This window comes from Virgisporangium aurantiacum, from assembly GCF_016863635.1.
GTDB classification, from domain to species: domain Bacteria; phylum Actinomycetota; class Actinomycetes; order Mycobacteriales; family Micromonosporaceae; genus Virgisporangium; species Virgisporangium aurantiacum.
Window position 1 is genome coordinate 447,567 of the sequence record NZ_BOPG01000033.1, and the last position, 17,959, is coordinate 465,525.

General features: G+C 71.2%; 21 protein-coding genes and 1 pseudogene. 10 read left to right on the forward strand and 12 right to left on the reverse strand.

All coding sequences use genetic code 11. The features are described from left to right. The first annotated feature begins 120 nt into the window (after window positions 1–120). From Vau01_RS27700 to Vau01_RS27715, 4 genes are all read left to right on the forward strand, one after another. Window positions 121–1,200: a hypothetical protein gene (locus tag Vau01_RS27700; protein ID WP_203998154.1), complete on the forward strand. Its 1,080-nt coding sequence runs from the start codon at window positions 121–123 to the stop codon at window positions 1,198–1,200. A 1,629-nt stretch (window positions 1,201–2,829) separates the two neighbouring features. Continuing rightward, a complete protein-coding gene (locus Vau01_RS27705) occupies window positions 2,830–3,231 on the forward strand; it encodes a hypothetical protein (RefSeq protein ID WP_203998157.1) in 402 nt (133 codons plus the stop codon). A gap of 74 nt (window positions 3,232–3,305) precedes the next feature. After that, window positions 3,306–3,881 carry a hypothetical protein gene (locus Vau01_RS27710; RefSeq protein ID WP_203998160.1) on the forward strand — a complete coding sequence of 192 codons (576 nt, stop codon included), beginning with the start codon at window positions 3,306–3,308 and terminating at the stop codon, window positions 3,879–3,881. A gap of 43 nt (window positions 3,882–3,924) precedes the next feature. Beyond that, window positions 3,925–4,146: a hypothetical protein gene (locus Vau01_RS27715; protein WP_203998163.1), complete on the forward strand. Its 222-nt coding sequence runs from the start codon at window positions 3,925–3,927 to the stop codon at window positions 4,144–4,146. Here Vau01_RS27715 and Vau01_RS27720 read toward each other — a convergent pair. Further along, complete coding sequence (locus Vau01_RS27720) at window positions 4,128–4,622, reverse strand: YbaK/EbsC family protein (protein ID WP_239151894.1); 495 nt, start codon at window positions 4,620–4,622, stop codon at window positions 4,128–4,130. The two genes, Vau01_RS27715 and Vau01_RS27720, sit on opposite strands and share 19 nt — an antisense overlap. A gap of 1 nt (window position 4,623) precedes the next feature. After that, entirely contained in the window at window positions 4,624–4,926 is a 303-nt protein-coding gene (locus tag Vau01_RS27725) for an ArsR/SmtB family transcription factor (protein ID WP_203998165.1), read from the reverse strand. A 115-nt stretch (window positions 4,927–5,041) separates the two neighbouring features. Between Vau01_RS27725 and Vau01_RS27730 the strand changes: the two genes are divergently transcribed. Next, window positions 5,042–5,803: a metallophosphoesterase family protein gene (locus tag Vau01_RS27730; protein ID WP_239151895.1), complete on the forward strand. Its 762-nt coding sequence runs from the start codon at window positions 5,042–5,044 to the stop codon at window positions 5,801–5,803. Continuing rightward, the gene (locus Vau01_RS27735) at window positions 5,800–6,126 is read left to right on the forward strand and encodes a hypothetical protein (RefSeq protein ID WP_239151896.1); all 327 of its coding nucleotides are present in this window, start codon (window positions 5,800–5,802) and stop codon (window positions 6,124–6,126) included. The genes Vau01_RS27730 and Vau01_RS27735 overlap by 4 nt, the downstream gene beginning before the upstream one ends. On the opposite strand, the gene mug is transcribed toward Vau01_RS27735, so the two are convergent. The 5 genes from mug to Vau01_RS27760 all read right to left on the reverse strand — a co-directional run bounded on the left by mug (window position 6,093) and on the right by Vau01_RS27760 (window position 10,417). Then, window positions 6,093–6,650: a G/U mismatch-specific DNA glycosylase gene (gene mug / locus Vau01_RS27740; RefSeq protein WP_203998173.1), complete on the reverse strand. Its 558-nt coding sequence runs from the start codon at window positions 6,648–6,650 to the stop codon at window positions 6,093–6,095. The genes Vau01_RS27735 and mug overlap by 34 nt on opposite strands. A 1-nt stretch (window position 6,651) precedes the next feature. After that, complete coding sequence (locus tag Vau01_RS27745) at window positions 6,652–7,455, reverse strand: class I SAM-dependent methyltransferase (protein ID WP_203998176.1); 804 nt, start codon at window positions 7,453–7,455, stop codon at window positions 6,652–6,654. Window positions 7,456–7,512: 57 nt separating this feature from the next. Beyond that, window positions 7,513–7,956: a hypothetical protein gene (locus Vau01_RS27750; RefSeq protein WP_203998179.1), complete on the reverse strand. Its 444-nt coding sequence runs from the start codon at window positions 7,954–7,956 to the stop codon at window positions 7,513–7,515. Between the two features lie 159 nt (window positions 7,957–8,115). Continuing rightward, entirely contained in the window at window positions 8,116–9,555 is a 1,440-nt protein-coding gene (locus Vau01_RS27755) for an aminopeptidase P family protein (protein ID WP_203998182.1), read from the reverse strand. Between the two features lie 4 nt (window positions 9,556–9,559). Next, window positions 9,560–10,417: a helix-turn-helix domain-containing protein gene (locus Vau01_RS27760; RefSeq protein ID WP_203998184.1), complete on the reverse strand. Its 858-nt coding sequence runs from the start codon at window positions 10,415–10,417 to the stop codon at window positions 9,560–9,562. Between the two features lie 103 nt (window positions 10,418–10,520). On the opposite strand from Vau01_RS27760, the gene Vau01_RS27765 reads away from it, so the two are divergent. Together Vau01_RS27765 and Vau01_RS27770 are read left to right on the forward strand one after the other, a co-directional pair. Further along, on the forward strand, window positions 10,521–11,519 hold the full coding sequence (locus Vau01_RS27765; RefSeq protein WP_203998187.1) for an aldo/keto reductase: 999 nt from the start codon (window positions 10,521–10,523) through the stop codon (window positions 11,517–11,519). Between the two features lie 20 nt (window positions 11,520–11,539). Beyond that, complete coding sequence (locus tag Vau01_RS27770; RefSeq protein ID WP_203998190.1) at window positions 11,540–12,469, forward strand: carbohydrate kinase family protein; 930 nt, start codon at window positions 11,540–11,542, stop codon at window positions 12,467–12,469. On the opposite strand, the gene Vau01_RS27775 is transcribed toward Vau01_RS27770, so the two are convergent. Together Vau01_RS27775 and Vau01_RS27780 are read right to left on the reverse strand one after the other, a co-directional pair. Next, window positions 12,466–13,278, reverse strand: a complete 813-nt coding sequence (locus Vau01_RS27775) for an MBL fold metallo-hydrolase (RefSeq protein WP_203998193.1) — start codon at window positions 13,276–13,278, stop codon at window positions 12,466–12,468. The genes Vau01_RS27770 and Vau01_RS27775 overlap by 4 nt on opposite strands. Then, complete coding sequence (locus Vau01_RS27780; RefSeq protein WP_203998196.1) at window positions 13,275–13,658, reverse strand: thioesterase family protein; 384 nt, start codon at window positions 13,656–13,658, stop codon at window positions 13,275–13,277. Before Vau01_RS27780 ends, Vau01_RS27775 begins: the two co-directional genes overlap by 4 nt. 14 nt (window positions 13,659–13,672) lie before the next feature. On the opposite strand from Vau01_RS27780, the gene Vau01_RS27785 reads away from it, so the two are divergent. Together Vau01_RS27785 and Vau01_RS27790 are read left to right on the forward strand one after the other, a co-directional pair. Continuing rightward, a complete protein-coding gene (locus tag Vau01_RS27785; RefSeq protein WP_203998199.1) occupies window positions 13,673–14,431 on the forward strand; it encodes an SIR2 family NAD-dependent protein deacylase in 759 nt (252 codons plus the stop codon). 11 nt (window positions 14,432–14,442) lie between these two features. Continuing rightward, complete coding sequence (locus Vau01_RS27790; RefSeq protein WP_203998202.1) at window positions 14,443–15,426, forward strand: phosphatase PAP2 family protein; 984 nt, start codon at window positions 14,443–14,445, stop codon at window positions 15,424–15,426. Window positions 15,427–15,443: 17 nt separating this feature from the next. Here Vau01_RS27790 and Vau01_RS27795 read toward each other — a convergent pair. From Vau01_RS27795 to Vau01_RS27805, 3 genes and pseudogenes are all read right to left on the reverse strand, one after another. Continuing rightward, window positions 15,444–16,595, reverse strand: a pseudogene (locus Vau01_RS27795) (PH domain-containing protein); the annotation flags it as partial. Between the two features lie 181 nt (window positions 16,596–16,776). Further along, entirely contained in the window at window positions 16,777–17,289 is a 513-nt protein-coding gene (locus tag Vau01_RS27800; RefSeq protein WP_203998204.1) for a PH domain-containing protein, read from the reverse strand. Between the two features lie 20 nt (window positions 17,290–17,309). Beyond that, window positions 17,310–17,516 carry a hypothetical protein gene (locus Vau01_RS27805; protein WP_239151897.1) on the reverse strand — a complete coding sequence of 69 codons (207 nt, stop codon included), beginning with the start codon at window positions 17,514–17,516 and terminating at the stop codon, window positions 17,310–17,312. Window positions 17,517–17,959: the final 443 nt, after the last annotated feature.

Here is a 17,959-nt window from a genome sequence, read left to right on the forward strand (position 1 = left end):
TACCGTTCGACTTTTGGCCGTGTTCCAGGCCGGGAGGACGCAATCATGAGCGAGCCACCGTCCGTCGTGGGCAGGCGGTCGCGGGGTGCAAGGTCCGCGTCACCATCACTAGGAGACGGTGTGCCTACCCCTGCGTCCCCCACGAGTGCGGACATCCTCCGGCTGCTCCGCGGCTACCCGCCGGTGCTGGGCGCGATGCTCCTGGTCGACGGCGTCATCACCCTGATCATGGGCGGCGACGCCACGGTCACCCTCGGCGAGGTCGTGGCCTATCTGCTGCTGCCCCCGCTGGCGATGTTCCTGGTCACCCAGACCACGGGCGGCCGCCGCCCGAACGCCGTCACCCTGGGTGTGGCCGTCGCCGGTGCGGCCGTGCTGCTGGCGTCGCTGTTCCTGCTCGGTGGGGTCCACCTGGTGACGCTGCCGCCCTGGGTGCTGGCCCTGGTGGGAGCGGTGCTGCTGGGGGTCGCGTTGTTCGTGATGCGGTTGACCGCCCCCACCCAGGACGATGAGCGGCCGGCCCCGCCACTGTTGAGCCCGTCGGAACGCGAAGGCTTCGAAACCGACGAGTTCGGTTCCGCGCCGCGCGAGGAGTTCGGTTCTGGCGGGTACGGCTCCGCCGCCCGCGACGAGTACGCCTCCGCGACCCGCGACTACGACCGCCCCGCCGAGCCCGAGTGGCCCCCCTCCCGCCGCGACGAGGCGGGCCCCTCCGCCGACGAGACCGTGCACGGCCTGCCCCGGGTCCCCGGCCACTCCGCCGGACCGCCCGAGCCCGAGTGGCCCCCACGCCGCGAGCCGATCGGCGCCCCCTGGGCCGCCGAATCCCGCCCCGAGCCCGCCGCCACCTGGTCCGCCGAGTCCCGCCCGGACCCCGAGCCGACCTGGTCCGCCGAGTCCCGCCCGGCGCCCGAGCCGACCTGGTCCGACAACGACTCCGGGAGCACCGCGCAGCCGGGCTGGTCGGCCGGGCCGGCCGACCGCGAGTGGCCGCCCGCTCCCGCCGCCGAGTGGCCACCCCGCCGCGATCCCGAACCGGCCCCGGCCCCGGCCGCTGAGCAGCGCTCCTGGTTCGACACCGACGAGGCAGACCAGCCGGCCGCCGAGTCCTCCTGGTCCGCGGGGCCGCCGGACGGCGAGTGGCCCCCGTCCGAGCGCTCCTACCAGTCCGGCCGCCGGTCCCGTCACCCCGACCAGTAACGGCATTCGGGCACCTTTACCGCGGCGGCTCCCGTGGCACTGGCGCTCGAACGGGTGGCGCTCGAACGGACTCGGCGTCGGCTGTCCGACTCTGCCACCCGCCTAGAGTGTGGGCTCGTAACCAATCGCCTACACTCCGTAGGACCGTCAATGCGGACGGAGGCTCAGCAGCGATGCCAGGGAATCGAACGGAATCGGGGACGCCTGCCCCGGCGCCGAGAATGCGCCGCGTTCGCGTCACCGTGGACCTGGAGCCGGAGGACCACGTGAAACTGCGGCGATGGTGCAATGACGCCGCCGATCAACTGGGCCGCACGTCCGTTACCCAGGTCGACGTGGTGCGCGCACTCCTCGATCGTCTTCACCGTGATCAGGAGTTGGCCCGGCACGTGATGAATGCCATCGATAGACAGCGATGACCCGTACTGCACGCAGTATTTACTGCAAAAATGTGCCGGGATCCTAGCTCACGATCTTTCCGGAAAGCGCTCCACCAATGGCGTGTCGCAATCATTTGAATGATTCAAAATCACCTCCGGTATATACCACGCCCGTTGCCGGGTCAATCACTTCAGAGGGCAACCGACCCACCACCGATCGTGCCGTGAAACACCAACTCAAGGGATTATTTTGAACCCCGGACGTACATTCCGTCCGACGACTGTGCGGTCTGGATCGTTAATGTGCTCCGGCCCGGTCGACATAGCGAATGGTATTCCGACACGCGGAGGATATTCTTGTTCTCCGCCATTGCCGCAACGCTTATTGTTGGTTGAAACAATGGTCGATCGCTCGTTCTGCCTATTCTTGGCCGGTCGTTACTCTCCGAAGTATCCCGTGATCACGCAGCGAGATCAACCTGACGTTGTCAGAGCCTGTTTACCGAACAATGTCACAGGTTTCTCAAGAACCTCATCGCGAGGCATCAAGAAAGCTCGCTACATGAGGTAACTGTTCTCGCACCTAGCGTGTCGACTTTCCTCCACATATCCCCCTGAAGCCGGCTTTATAGCACCGTGTCAAGGCGCATCGAAGTGGTGCAGCCGCGTTGCATAAGCGAACGGGGGGTGTCGTTAACCGCCACTCAGCCCTCAATCTAAGTACGCATCCCGGGTCCGTGATCACCGGATGTCGAGGCCGTATACCCAACGGATCATGGCCTCTCCTGTTGCTGTCTGCTGGTCCAGCTGGCTGCCAGGAAAGCACACCGAAGCCCCCCGTGCAGCCGGGGGGCTTTGTGGTTTCCGGGGAAATTCGCGATCACCGGGCGGTCGTGCGGTGGCTTGAATTGAGCCGGCCATTTACCTGTTATTTAGCGGTTGAATGCCGGTTACCTATCGCGGACGGCCGAAAGAGATCATCGCTGCCGCACCCTGTTGCAACTGGTGCCCGCATGCTTCCGGAATCGGCACCGGTGGGGCAACATGTACGGCGCGATGCTCCCGGCTGCACGGGGGTTAAGCGTCGAGTTGGTGGCCACAAGCACAGCTCTCGGCAGAAGCCGACGGCTCAACACCGCAGCAGCCGTCAATGGACCAGCAACGGGCGGCAGGAGGTTCCCTCCCTCCTGCCCCCACCAATTCCAGGCGGGAAACGCACCTGGAATCAGCAACAGAGAAAGGTTTCTTGATGTCCCGGATCGACCCGGAGGTGCGCGAGAATGCGCACCCTCCGAAAGACGATCTTCCCCCCGACAGGAACGCGTGGATCCCGGTGGCGATCGCCGTGGTCGTCGTACTCGGCAGCACCAGCGTGTTCCTGGTGACCGGGCACGACCTGTTCGACGCGATGCTCGGCGGCAGCGGCATGGCCCTGGTGGGCAACCAGGCCGCTCGCCGCATCATCGCCGACGGCGGCCCACTGCCGTCCGTGATCGTCGGTGCGGCGGTGACGGTGTTCGCGGCGATCCTCATCGCCAAGGGTTACGACCTTCCCAAGGCGCTGATGGGAGCCGGTGTCGCGGGCCTGCTCGCCGGCGAGGTCGCCGGTCGGATGCTCGGCACCGCCCCCCAGTTGCGGCGGGGGGTGTAGCGCGAGACCGTCGGACCGGCGTCGCGGCCGCCCCTTGCGACGTCTTCGGCGCCGGTCCGACCGCGCGAACGATCATGGGACTACGGAACCTCATCACGCGTCACACTGAGGACGACCTCGAACTGCTGGCCGTCGACGGCGCGGATCCGGCCGTCGAGGACCCGGCCAACGAGGACCTGGCCAAGCTGTTGAACGACCTCCGGGTCGCCCACCGGAACGCGGGAGAGCCATCGTTCCGGAACCTCGCGATGCTGACCAACCGGCAACTGTCGGCGTCGACGATCAGCCGGATGTTCAAGGCAACAACCCCACCGAAGTGGAAGAGCCTGGCGGTGGTGTTGCGCGCGCTCAACGTTCCCAAACAGGACACCGCGCGCTGGCACGCCCAGTGGGCGAAGGCGGTCAACAAGATCAAGCCGATCGTCGACCCGGATCACCCGCCCGATCTGCAGACCTCCGCGCCGGCCCCCGCCACGCCCTGCCTGCAGTGCGGGGCGCTGGTGGCCGAGGCCGACATCCACACCGAGTGGCACCGGAAACTCGCCCACGCGGAAGGGCTCCTGGGAGCGTTGGCGCAGAACTCCAAGCGCACCTCGCAACTGTCCACCGCCGCCGGTCCGCTCGCGGCGACCCGGCATCGCCAGGGATGACCCGAACCCCTCCAGTCACACGCTCGGAACAGGAGATCTCGTCATGCTCAAGCCAGTTGACCTTCTGCACGTCCAAGACTCCGACGCTGCGGTCACGCCGTCACAGGCCGACTTTCAGCAGGCCGCACAGGAACTCGCACCGCTCATCGACCGGGTCGCCAACGGCGAGGACCTGACGCTCAGGCAACTGGCCGACATCGGCCTGAACGGCTGGCGGCTGCTCGACGGCCTGCTCAACACGCCCTATCACACCGAGGTCGGCTGAGCGGGTGACGTGATCGGGTGGATCTTGGGGTCGGCGAGGCGGACGTAGTCCTCCGTGTTCAGGGCCAGTGACCGGTCGAGGCGGGCGGCGTTGAAGTAGATCTCCGGGTGGGTGAGCAGCGCCGGGTCGGCGACCAGTTCGAGGTCGGCGTGGAAGCTGAACGGCAGGATCGTGCCGCTGATGCTGCCGGCCAACTGCTCGGCGCGGTCGGTCGAGGCGAACGCGACGTACGTTCCGCCGGCGAGTGCCTTCAGCGCGTTGAGGTCGACGCGGGCGTCGCCGGGGACGACGGCCAGGTAGTAGCGGCTCGTCTTCTTGCCGAGCTTCACCATGACCACGATGCACTTCGCCGCGCTGGCGATCGGGTTGCCGCGGTAGGCGCTGACGACCTCGGTGCGGCCCTCGGGCTCGTGGTCGATCACCCGGTAACGGGCGCCGCCCTCGTCCAGCGCGGACATCAGCCGCTCGTACGACATGTCACCACCCTTCCTGAAGCGCCCGTTTGACCTCGGCGATGCGGGCCTCGTCGCGCTGGTAGAACGTCCACTGTTTGATGCGTTTCGACCGGAGCAGTCCGCTCGCGGTGAGCAGGCGCAGGTGCTCGCTGGCCGTCGGCGCGCTGACGCCGAGCTTGTCGGCGATGAACACCGAGCACACCCCGTCGGCGACGAGGTCTCCGTCGCGCTGCGGCGGGAAGTGCGCCACCGGGTCGGAGAGCCATTCGAGGACGGCGAGGCGCTTGTCGTTGGCGAGAACCTTCAGGACGTCCACGTCGAGCACTGAGGGAGTTTGCCAACTGCCTAACTAACCTGTCAACCTACCCGGTCAGACCCGTTCGCCGTGAGCGAACGGCCGCAACTTGCGCACCGGCCGGGGCCATCGACAGGGTGTGCGGATGCGTATCGCGGTGTTGTCCGACATTCACGGGGTGTTGCCGGCGTTGGAGGCGGTGCTCGCGGAGCCGGCGGTCCGTTCGGCCGACCGGATCGTGCTCACCGGCGATCACGCGGCCGGCCCGATGCCGGTGGAGACCATCGACGCGCTGGCCGACCTCGGGGACCGGGCGGTGTGGGTCCGCGGCAACGCCGACCGCGAACTCGTGCAACTGCGCGACGGTGGCGAGACGAACATCCCGGATCCGGTGGCGCCGTGGGCGGCCGGGCAGTTGCGCCCCGATCAGGTCGCCCGCCTGGACTCGCTCCCGCTGACCGTGACCCTCGACCTCGGCCGGTTCGGTCGCACCGTGTTCTGCCACGCCACCCCGCGCGACGACGAGGAGGTCGTCCTGGTCGACAGCCGCCCGGACCGGTGGACGGACGTGCTGTCCACAGTGGACGCCTCGGTGCGCACCATGGTCTGCGGGCACACCCACATGCCGTTCGTGCGCCTCGTCGACCGGCGGCTGGTGGTGAACCCGGGCAGCGTGGGGATGCCGTACGGCGGCGCCGGCGCGCACTGGGCGCTGCTCGACACGACGGATGCCGCGGTGACGCTGCGCGTGACGCCGTTCGACCTCGACGCCGCGTGCCGCCGCCTCGTCGCCGAGTCGAGCTACCCGAAGGTCGCCGAGTTCGCCGACTACTACGTCCGGTCCAAGGCCTCCGACTTCGACGCGATCCGGGTCTTCGGCCCGCGCGACGGTAGGGTCCCCTCATGATCGACGACGACCTGGCGGCCGCGCTGCGGCAGTTCGCGGCGCGGATCGCGGCGCTCGACCCGCCCGGGTCGCCCACGGTCGTCGAGGTGACGGTCGGCGGCACGCCGGTCGCGCTGACCGGGTCGGCGGCGCGGGCCCTCGTCGAGGCCGCCCTCGCCTACCACGACCCGCGCGACCGTGGTGCCTGCGACCACTGCGGCAGCCGTCGCCTCGACGACAACTTCCTCTGCGCCGACTGCCGGCAGCCCAGCGGCGTGTTCGGCCAGTTGATCCGCGAACGGGCTGCCCGCTACGAGGGCCCGCCCCCGGCACTGGACGCGTAACCACGCAGTTCGGCGAATGCCTCCGCCAGCTTGGGAAGCGTGTAGTGGGCGTTCAACCCGCTCGGGTTGGGCAAAACCCAGATCCGGGTGGTGCCGATCGCGTGCTCCTGGCGTCCCATAACGGCTTTTGGCTTTTCGAAGGCATCGCGGTAGGCGGTGATTCCGAGGACGGCCAGCCACCGCGGCGCGTGCCGGGCGACCTTCGCGGCCAGGGCGGTGCCGCCGGACCGCAACTCGGCGCGGCTCAGTTCGTCGGCGCGGGCGCTGCCGCGGTCGACGACGTTGGTGATGCCCAGGCCGAGGCCGAGGAGTTCGGCCTGTTCGTCGGGGCGGAACTGGCGCGGCGTGAAGCCGGAGCGGTGCAGCGCCGGCCAGAACCGATTTCCGGGACGCGCGAAGTGGTGCCCGCTCCACGCCGACCACAGCCCCGGGTTGATGCCGCAGAACAGCACGGTCAGCCCGGGCCCGATGACGTCGGGGATGGTGCGGCCGTTCGCCGCGAGAAGCTCGGTCGGGGTGGGCACGCTATTCCGGACGGTCGGCGATCAGGGTGTAGAGCAGGGGGACGGGGTGGCCGTCGAGCAGGCGACGGAAGACCCCGTCGTCACCCTTCGGCGCGCCGAAGCCGGCGACCTCGATCGGCGTGTCGAGGTGCTCGGTGAGCTTACGGACGCGCAGGCCGGCGTCGGCGGCGGCGGTGACGATCTCGCCCAGCGCGTGCGCGTACTGGACGTTCGACGTATTGATCTCCACCGCGTACGACGAGCCCGACTCGTAGTGGTGCGGGCCGTCGTTGGCGTAGGGAAACTGGAACGTGGGCGGGTCGCCGCCGATCATGCCGCCGAACGGGTGGCCGTCGATCAGCAGGAGGGTGCCGCCGGGCCGGAGGGTGCCGGCGACCGACCGCATCCACGCGCCGACGTCGGCGATCCAGCAGAGGATGCCGATCGTGGCGTAGGCGAGGTCGAACCGGTTGTGCAGGCCGGCCGGCAGGTCGGTGACGTCGGCCTCGACCAGGTCGAGGTGCACCTTGCAGAGTCCGGCGAGGTCGCGGGCCTTGGCGAGGGCGGTCGGCGAGAAGTCGACGCCGGTGACGCGGGCGCCCCGCCGGGCCATCGTGATGCCGTCGAACGCCAGATGGCACTGGACGTGGAGAACGTCCTTGTCGGCGACGTCGCCGACCGCCTCGGCGACGCCGGCCCGCTCGATGCCGGTGAGCGAGTCACCGCCGGCGATGAGGCTCGCGGAGTCGTAGTACGAGTCCTGCCCGTGGACGTTCGCCCAGGCATTCCAGTTTGCGAGGTTGATGTCCCGGTCGGTCGGTGGCACCCGCCCACGGTAGTGGGCGTCGGGCGGGTCGGCACGTCGATAAGTGATCGACGCAGGTCACGCGTTGGTCAGGGTGGGCACGCGGTCGAGGGCGGTCGCGAGCAACCAGGGCAGGCCGCCGATGACCCGCCAACCCTCCCGGTCGTGCTGCCGGAGCAGCACCACGATGTCGCCGCGCCGGCCGAGCACCCAGCCGTCGCCGCAGTAGGCGAGGTCGCCGGCGTGGGACAGCGGCTTGCCGCGGCGGCGGTGGGCGCGGAGCACGGCGCGGCCGGTCCGGCCGGCGAGCACGGTGGCCTGGAGCAGTCGCTCGCCGCCGCGCAGCGGGTGGTACGCGGTCTCCCAGCGCCCCGGCCGGGGCCGGACCCCGGGTGCCCGCACCCCCTCGACGCTGACCCCGATCGCCCGCGATACCTCGAAGTCCGACAAGAGGAGGGTGGGGGTCGCCAGATCGTCGGCGGCGCCCTGCGGGCCGCGGCGGCCACGGACAAGAGCACTCACGAAACCGAGTACGTTCACGCTTCGGCCCTCGTGCAATCCAATCAGCGGGTGGTACGCAGATCGTCGCGGGTCGGACGCGTCGGATTTCTTGATACGTCGGGCATCTGACGTGGTTCCGCCGTGCGGTTGGCAAATCGTGCGAATCCCGTCTTCTCTCCGCTACCCCGGCAGGCGGAAGCCCGCCTCGCGTTGGGTGCCGAGCCACGCCTCGACGTCGTCGGCCGTGCGCGGCAGCCCGGCCGACAGGTTCTCGGCACCGGCCGCGGTGACCAGGACGTCGTCTTCGATCCGCACGCCGATGCCGCGGAGTTCCGCGGGTACCAGGTCGTCGTCGGCCTGGAAGTAGAGGCCCGGCTCCACCGTGATGACGTAGTTCTCGGCCAGCGAGCCCTCCCGGTAGTTCTCCTTGCGGGCGGCCGCGCAGTCGTGCACGTCGAGGCCGAGCATGTGGCCGAACCCGTGCAGCGACCAGCGGCGGTACAGGATCGACTCCTTGTCCATCGCCTCCTCGACGCTCACCGGCAGCACTCCGAGGTCGTGCAGGCCTTCGGCGAGGACGCGCATGCACGCCTGGTGCACGTCGTCGAACTTCACCCCGGGCCGGATCGTGGCGATGCCGGCCTCCTGCGAGCGGTACACGATCTCGTAGACCTGCCGCTGCAACGGCGTGAACGTGCCGGACACGGGCAGCACCCGCGTGACGTCGGCGGTGTAGAGGTGCCGGCCTTCCACACCCATGTCCATGAGCAGCAGCTCGCCCGGAGCGGTGCGGCCGTCGTTGGCGGTCCAGTGCAGGATCGTGGCGTGCGGGCCGGCGCCGACGATCGGGCTGTAGCCGGAGTCGTTGCCGTCGTGCCGGGCACGCAGCGAGAAGACGCCCTCCAGCAGTCGCTCGGGGACCGACCGGTCGGCCGGCAGCACCCGCGCCACGTCTTCGAAGCCGAGCACGGTTGCGTCGACGGCGGCGCGGAGTGCCGCGATCTCCCACTCGTCCTTCACCAGCCGCGCCTCGGACAGGGCGATGGCCAGCTCGCCGTCGCGCCCGCCGTCGCCCACGGCGCGCACCGCCGCGTCGACCGTGGCGTCGAGACCGCGCAGCAGGCGGGTGCGGCCCGGGGCGCACCCGTCGAGCAGGTCGGGGAGGGTGGCGAGGTCGCGGGTGGCGATGCCGAGTTCGGTGCCCTTCTCGGCCAGCGTGTGCCGCCGGCCGACCCACAGCTCGCCGTGCACCCGGTCGCGGAAGAAGCTGTCGTCGTCGCGCGAGGACCGCGGCCGGGCGTACAGGACCGCCTCGCCGTCGGGCTGGATGACGAGCACGGAGTCGGGATCGTGGTCGCCGGTGAGCCACACGTGGTCGCTGCCCGGCCGGAACCGGAACGCCGTGTCGTTGGCCCGGGTGCGCTCGCCGCCGCTGGGCACGACGAGCGTCTCGCCGGGGAACGCGGCCGCCAGGGCCGCCCGGCGCTTGCCGTGGTGGCCGGCCTCCGGCCGTTGGGCGAGCCCGGGCAGCGGGGTCTCCGTGGCCCAGCCGGTGCGCATGAACTCCACGTACCGGTCGGGGAATTCGGGGTCGTGCCCCTGCGTGCCGTCGTCGTTCATGGCATCAGAACCTACCCGTTCCGGACGCCGGTTCGGGCCGGCCGAGGTCTTGCAGGCCCACCACGCGCAACAGCCGTAACTGGTCGTGGGCCTCGGTGCCCGGCCGCGCGGAGTACACGATCAGCCGCTGGTCGTGCTCGGGCGTCAGCAGCACCTCGCAGTCGACCTCGACGGTGCCGACCGCCGGATGGATGAACCGCTTCCGGTCGGACCTGCGCACCGCCACCTGGTGCTCGGCCCAGAGTCGCCGGAACTCCTCGCTCTCCGCCGTGAGGTGCCGGACCATCGCGGTGACCTGAGGGTCGACCGCGCGCCGGGCGGCCGTGGCGCGCAGGTCGGCCACGTGCACGCGGCTCAGGTGCTCGTGGTCCTCCACCGGCACCCGGGCCCGGCCCTCGGGATGGGTGAACCAGGTGACGTAGAAGCTGCGCCCGAGCAGGTCGGTGCCGAACATGACCTGGGCGAGGAAGTTCTGGGCGAGCGTGACCCCGAGGTCGGAGATCACCTGGGCCGCGCTCTCCGTGAGCTGCGACAGGACGGGAAGCAGGCCGACCCGCACCATGCCGCTGGTGGACAGCCGCGATGGTGCCTCGTGACCCGCCAGGTAGAAGATGTGGTCGCGCTCGTCTTCGGACAGGCGGAGCGCCCGGCTCAGCGCCATGAGCATCTGGACGGACGGCTGCGGGCTGCGCGACTGCTCCAGCCGGACGTAGTAGTCGACGGACATGCCGGCCAACGCGGCCACCTCCTCGCGCCGCAGGCCCGGGGTACGGCGACGGGAGCCGGGTGCCAACCCGACGTCGGCCGGTTCGAGCCGGGCGCGGCGGCGACGCAGGAAGTCTGCGAGTTCGGCGCGGTTCATGCGTCCGATCCTCGCGCGGCTCGCGATCCGTAGCCAGGGACCGCCGATCCTACGGTCGACGCTCCTCTCCCGCCCGCCGCCGGCCGGGGGCAGGGTGGTGGCCATGACGAAACGCCAACTGGGAACCGCCGGCCCCGTCGTCGGTTCGCTCGGCCTCGGCACGATGGGGATGTCCGCGGGCGTCTACGGCGCCGCCGACGAGGCCGAGGGCATCGCCACGGTGCACGCCGCGCTCGACGCGGGCGTCACGCTGGTCGACACGGGTGACTTCTACGGCATGGGTCACAACGAACTCCTGCTGCGGGAGGCGCTGAAGGGGCGGCGCGACGAGGTGATCCTCAGCGTCAAGTTCGGGGCCCTGCGCGGGCCGTTACCGGGTGAGTTCGGCGGGGTCGACGCCCGTCCGGCCGCGCTGCGGAACTTCCTCGCCTACTCGCTGCAGCGGCTCGGTGTCGACCACGTCGACATCTACCGCCCCGCGCGGCTCGACCCGGCCGTGCCGGTCGAGGACACCATCGGGGCGATCGCCGAGCTGGTCGAGCAGGGGTTCGTGCGGCACATCGGGCTGTCGGAGGTGGGCGCCGACACGATCCGGCGCGCGCACGCCGTCCACCCGATCGCCGACCTGCAGATCGAGTACTCGCTGCTGTCCCGCTCGGTCGAGGCGAAGATCCTGCCGACGCTGCGCGAGCTGGGTATCGGGCTCACCGCGTACGGGGTCCTCACGCGCGGGCTGCTCAGCGGCCACTGGGACGCGGCCAAGCCGGTGGCGCCCGGCGACTTCCGGGCCCACTCGCCGCGGTTCCAGCCGGGCAACATCGAGCGCAACCTGGCTCTGGTCGAGGCTCTGCGTGCGGTCGCGACGGAACGCGGTGCCACGGTGGCGCAGGTGGCCATCGCCTGGGTGCTCGCCCAGGGGCCGGGCATCGTGCCGCTGGTCGGTGCCCGCCGGCGCGACCGGCTCGGTGAGGCGCTCGGCGCGCTCGACCTCACGCTCAGCGGGTCCGATCTGGCGGCGATCGAGCGGGCGGTGCCGCCGGGCCGGGCGGCCGGCGACCGTTATCCGGCGGCCGCGATGGCACAACTCGACAGCGAACGCTGAAGCTGCGGAAGAATCCGGGCATGGGTTACGCGGTGGTGCTGGGCGAGGCGTTGATCGACCTGTTGGAGACCGAGCTGTCCGACGGGGAACCGGGCTACCGGCCCGCCGTGGGCGGTGCCCCGTTCAACGTGGCGGTGGGGGTCGCGCGGCTGGGCGGCGGCGCCGAGTTCGTCGGCTCGGTCTCCACCGATCGGCTGGGCGAGCGGTTGCACGGCTTTCTGCTGAACAACGGGGTCGGTACGGGTGGCGCGAAGCGGGTGGGCGTCCCGACGACGCTCGCGCTCACCAGCTTCGCCGGCGCGGAGCCCGACTTCGCGTTCTACGGCGACTCGCACGGCATGCTCGGCCCCGACGATCTCGATCCGGCGCTGCTCGCCGGGGCCGACGTGGTGTACACGGGTTCCATCGCGATGCTGCGACCGCCGACCCTCGCGGCGGCCCGGGCGGCCTGGAAGGTTCCCGGGCCGTGGCGCGTGTTCGACCCGAATGCCCGGCCGCGGCTACTCACCGACGTCGCCGGGTACCGGGCGGTCGTCGAGGAGTTCGCGGCGGGCGCCGACCTCATGAAGCTCAGCGCGGCCGACGCCACGGTGCTCTGGGACGCCGACGAGGCGACGGTGGCCGCCCGCCTCGCCGATCTCGGGGCCGGAACCGTGGTGGTCACCCGCGGAGCGGCGGGTGCGCTGCTCCGGAGCGAAGGCACGGTGGAGGAGATTCCGGCGCCCCGGGTCGTGGCGATCGACGCCACCGGCGCGGGCGACTCGGTGATGGCGGCGCTGATCCACGGGCTGCTGCTCACCGGTCGCGGTACCCGGCCCGACTGGCCGGCGCTCGTGCGGTACGCGCTGGCGGTCGGTGCGCTCACCGTCGAGGGGCGTGGCGGTGCGACGGCGCTACCCACCGCCGAACGGGTCCGGGGGCGCTTCCCGGAGGCCGTACCGACGAACTAGAGCATCGCGTCGTCCAGCTCGGCGTAGCCGCGGGCGACCGCCGCGGCGGCGGTCTCGAACTCGTAGCCGCACTTGCGCACCACCTCGTCGGCGGGCACGCCGTCGGCGTGGGCCTCCCGGATGAGCCACGACAGGGCGGCCAGTTCGTCGTGCTGGCCGTGCACGAACGCGGCGTCGCACACGGCGCCGTGGCCGGGCACCACGATCCGCGGGTCCAGCGCGAGGAGCGCGGTGACGGCCGCCGGCCACTCCAGGGGGTAGCCGCCCTCGAACTGGGGCGGTCCGCTCTCCTCGACCAGGTCGCCGGCCACCACCACAGCGGCGTCGGGCACGTGGGCCACCACGTCGCCGGCGGTGTGGCCGCGGCCGGGGTGCAGCAGCACCACCCGCCGGCCGCCGAGGTCGAGGGTCTCCTCGCGCACCACGTGCCGGTCGGGGAGCCGCACCGAGGTGGTGCGGAGGTCGTCGAGGCCGGCGTGGGTCGGTGCCCACTCGCGCCAGAGTTCGGTGGGGTCGGCGGCGGCCAGGAACGCGATGGTCTCGGGGTGGGCGTACACGGGTGCGGAGAAAGGGGGCGCGGCGAACACGGCGTTGCCGAAGCAGTGGTCGAAGTGGTGATGGGTGTTCAGCACCGCCAGGGGCCGGTCGGTCAGCGCCGTCACCGCCGCCGCGAGTTCGCGGGCCTGCGCGGTGGTGGCCAGGGTGTCGACGAGCAGGGCCCGCTCGTCGCCCACCACCAGCGTGACGTTGACGTCGAGCACCGGGTACCGCAGCACGAACACGCGGTCGGCGACCTCAACGAAGCTCATGCGCCCAGCGCCGTCTCGAGGAACTTGCTCCGGTTCACCAGCACGCGCTCGACGCGGGCCTCCGCCACGACGACGTCGCCCTCCTTGACGATGACGTCGAACGTGAGCCGCCGCCCGTCGACCGTCACCAGCGTGGCGGCGGCCAGCACGGTGCGGCCGATCGGCGTCGGTGCCTTGTGCGACAGCTCCACCCGCGTACCGACCGTGGTGGTACCCGACTCGAGCCGGCGGGCCAGCGCCCGTACCGTGGCCGCCTCGGCGAGGGCCAGCACCCGCGGCGTCGCGAGCACCGGAACGTCGCCGGAGCCGACGGTCTGCGCGGTGTCGGCATCGGTCACGGTCAGTTCGAGCTGCGCCGACGCACCTACCCAGGACTCCATGGTGGAATCGTGCCATGCTCCCCAATTGGCTCGGCGCCGCCCGCAGCGTCACCGTGCTGACCGGCGCCGGCATCTCCACCGACTCGGGCATCCCCGACTTCCGCGGGCCGCAGGGCGTGTGGACCAGGGACCCGAACGCGGCCGCGATGTTCACGATCGACAACTACGTCGCCGACCCCGAGATCCGGCGGCAGGCGTGGCGGAACCGGCGCGAGCACGCGGCGTGGACGGCGGAGCCGAACGCGGGGCACGCGGCGCTCGTCGAGCTCGAGCGGGCGGGGCGGTTGCGGTCGATCGTCACGCAGAACATCGACGGCCTGCACCAGAAGGCCGGGTCCGACCCGGGCAAGGTCATCGAGATCCACGGGACGCTGTGGCAGGCCATCTGCCTGAGCTGCGGCAACCGGACGACCATGGCGGAGACGCTGGCCCGGGTCGACGCCGGCGAGGAGGATCCGCCCTGCGGGCTGTGCGGCGGCATCCTGAAGTCGGCCACGATCTCGTTCGGGCAGGCGCTGGAGCCCGACGTGCTGCGGGCCGCGGTACGGGCGGCGCAGGACTGCGACCTGCTGCTCGCCGTCGGCACGTCGCTCACCGTGCACCCGGCGGCCGGTCTGGTCGATCTGGCGCGGGCGGCCGGCGCCCGGTTCGTCGTGATCAACGGGCAGCCCACCCCGTACGACCCGGTGGCCGACGCCGTGCTCAGGGAGCCCATCAGCCTGTCGTTACCCGTCCTGGTGGACGCCGTCAAGGACGGCGCGAGCGGTCGTTAACCTTGGGGGCGATGACCGCCACCGCACAGGCCCCACCCGAACGGCCGGGCGACGACGATCGGATCCGACGGAAGCGGACCATCGCGATCACCCTCTGGATCGTCGGCTTCGTCGCGTGGTGGGTGTTCCTGGGGCTTCCGCTCACCGATCCGATTCTCGCGTTCGGCTGGCTCTGGCTGGCCACGATCGCGATCCGGATCGACCAGCCCCGGCGGGTGCACCTGCAGTTCGCCCGCGACTGGCTGCCGGTCGTGGTGCTGCTCGTCGGCTACAACCTGTCCCGGGGACTGGCCGACCAGGGCCGCTCCCCGCACGCGTTCGAACTGGTCGAGGCCGACCGGTTCATGTTCGACGGGCACGTGCCCACCGTGTGGCTCCAGCAGCACCTGTACGACCCGGACTCGATCCGCTGGTACGACGTCCTCGCCAGTTGGGTGTACTTCTCGCACTTCGTCGCGGCGCTGGGCGTCGCGGTGGTGCTGTGGCTGCGGCGGCGGGCGCTGTGGGCGGCGTTCATGCGACGCTGGTTCGCGCTGTCGGCGCTGGGGCTGATCACCTACTTCGCCTACCCGGCGGCACCGCCGTGGTGGGCTTCCAAGTTCGGCCTGCTGCCCGAGGTGGCCAGGATCTCGACGCGGGGCTGGCAGGCGATCGGCCTGCACGGTGCGGGGAACGTCCTGAACGCGGGCCAGTGGGCGGCGAACCCGGTGGCGGCGATGCCGTCGCTGCACACGGCGTTCGCCCTGTTCGTGGTGGTGTTCTTCTTCGGCCGGATCCGCCGGCGGTGGTGGCCGGTGCTGCTCGCCTATCCGGCGGCGATGACGTTCACGCTGGTGTACACCGGCGAGCACTACGTGATCGACGTGCTGGTGGGCTGGGTGTACGTCGGGCTGGCGTTCGCGCTCTGCGCGCTGGGGGAGCGCTGGTGGCGGAGGCGGCGCTCGTCGGACCGGGCGGTCCGCGACGACTCCGCCAGGTCGCCCGCCGACCCGTAGGCCTGGACGACGTCGCGGTCGCGGCCGACCGTCCGGATGCTGCCGGGCGTGTCGACGTGCACGTCGGCCAGCCCGAGGCGGCGTTGCACCGGTCCCTGCACCACCCGGACGCTCTGCACCCGGGCGAGCTTCGCGATCACGAGCCGGTCCGTCACCCAGCCGTCGCGCGCCACGACCACGGTCGCGGTCCGCCCGAACGAGCGCTTGCGGCGGGCCAGCGGAGACACCAGCCGGGCCCGGTCCGGCACCGGTTCCAGCGGCAGGTCGTCGATGTCGACGCCGTCGAGGACCCGCGCGATGACCCGTCGGGTGGTCGCCCAGTCGGCGACCGGCAGCAGCACGCTCCCGCGGACGCCCTGGTCGGCGGCGTCGCCCCCGTAGCCGGCCACGTCGATCTTGGCCCGCACCCAGCCGAACGGTCGCCACAGCAGCGGCCGCGTCACCGCGACCACCTGGACCCGCATGGGCGGCACGGTCTGGCTGCGGGTGTCGACGAGGCCGTGCCGCAGCCGCAGGCCGGAGTCGTCGATGGCGATGCGGAAGTTCCACTGCGCGAAGATCCGGCGCAGCGGCGGCAGCACCACACCGAACATGGCGGTGGCCGCGCTGGCGACGCCGACCACGCTCCACGTGGGCGGATCGTTGACCATCGTGAGCCCGGTGACGAGCAGCGCCACCGGCACGAACAGCACCGGCGGGCTGAGCACGTTCGCCAGCAGCACGTGCCCGTTGTCGACGGCGTGGATCGGCGTCTCGGTGGGCTCCCCGGCGGCCGGCCCGGTCGCCGTCGCACCGGTCGACAGCGCGAGCAGTCGCCGCCGGAGGTCCGCGGCCTCGGTGACGCCGAGGAACGCCAGCGGCGCCTCCGTCTTCGACGCCCCGATGACCTCCAGCCGGAGCTCCGCCACGCCCGTGAGGCGGGCGAGGAGCGGCCGGTTGACGTCGATCGCCTGTACCCGCTCGAGCGGGATCGACCGGGTCCGCCGCCAGATCAGTCCCTCGTAGACCCGCAGCTCCCGGCCGACCACCTCGAAGCCGGTGACCAGCCAGCTCACGGCGGCGAGCACGAACGTCACGACCAGGATCCCGGCCACGACCGCCAGCCAGTGCAGGAAGCCGAGCTGGTCGTAGCCCTGCCACGAGATCGCGGCGACGGCGACGGCGAGCATCTTCGCGCCCTTGAGCGGCGGCGTGAACGGGTGCAACCGCCGCCGCGGCAGGTGATCGCCGTTCGAGAACGAGGTCACGGCCGCAACTCGCTCCGCGAGATGCGGCCTTGGAGTCGACGCGATCGCTCCGCGAGCGCGTCGACTCCGCTGCGCTGAATGGTGCCCTCGCACAAGTGCTCGGTCACAGGCCCTCCGCCCGGGTCTCCCCGAGCGCGGCCAGCCGGTCGCGGAGCCGGGCGGCTTCGGCGGCCTCCAGGCCGGGGATGCGCGCGTCGGAACCGGCCGCGGCCGTGTGCAGTTCCACCGTCGCCAGGCGGAACATGCGCTCGAGCGGGCCGGCGCTCACGTCGACGAACTGCATGCGGGCGTACGGGACGATCGACAGCCGGCGCACCATGAGCCCGTGCCGCACCAGCAGGTCGTCGTCGCGCTCGGCGTACCCCCAGCTGCGGACGGAGCGGACGATCACCACCGCGCGCGTCGCGCCGAGCACCAGCACCGCCGCGGCCGCCGCGAGCAGCGGCCACACGTCGAAGAACAGCCAGAGGACGGCCGGGACCGCGGTGAGGACGAGCACCATGGCGCCGAGCTGGATCTCCTCGACCGCGATGAACCGGCCGGACACCGGCCGCCATTCGACGGTGAGCGGCCACGGCTGCAGCGGATCGACGGGTGGCGACGCGACATCGGTCACCCGTCCACCCTATGCGGTGCTCATTCGGCTGCCAGCGGTTCGACCTCGCGCAGGAACTGACGGGCGCGCAGGAAGTCGCCGAGGCTGGTGAGGTGGGCGTCGCAGGCCAGCCAGGTCTTGCGGCGATCGGGCGTGTGCAGCTTCGGGTTGTTCCACCGCAACGCGTGGACGGCCGGGTTGCGACAGCCGCGGGCCGAACAGATCAGCGGTTCCTCGGATAGCTGCACCTGTGAATACTGCCAGGTCTGCGCCGGAACCATAACCGCCAAATAAAAAGGCCAGGTCACGGGGACCTGGAAGATTAAGCGCCGGGCGGCCACGGGGGAAGCCGCCCGGCGACGCTTCAAATCGTACCCTCATCGCACCGGTCCGTGTCTACCCGCGCCCGCTGTCCGTTCGGGCGGAACTCGGCAAACCGAAAGGTCGTCGGGTGTTTGGCGGGGCAGATCGGCACACGTGGGCGGGGCGTGCCACTCTTGTGGGGACCTGCGTACCAGTCGACCGTGGAGGACCGGTGGCCCAACCGACCACGCCCGCCAGCCCGGACCAGCCGGGGCCAGAGCAGAACCGCCCGACCTCGGGTGGTCCGGCTCCGGCTCAGCCGGCGTCCGACCGTCCGGAGCAGCATGGTTCGGCCACACCGACCTGGTCGGCCGCCGACCCGCATCCG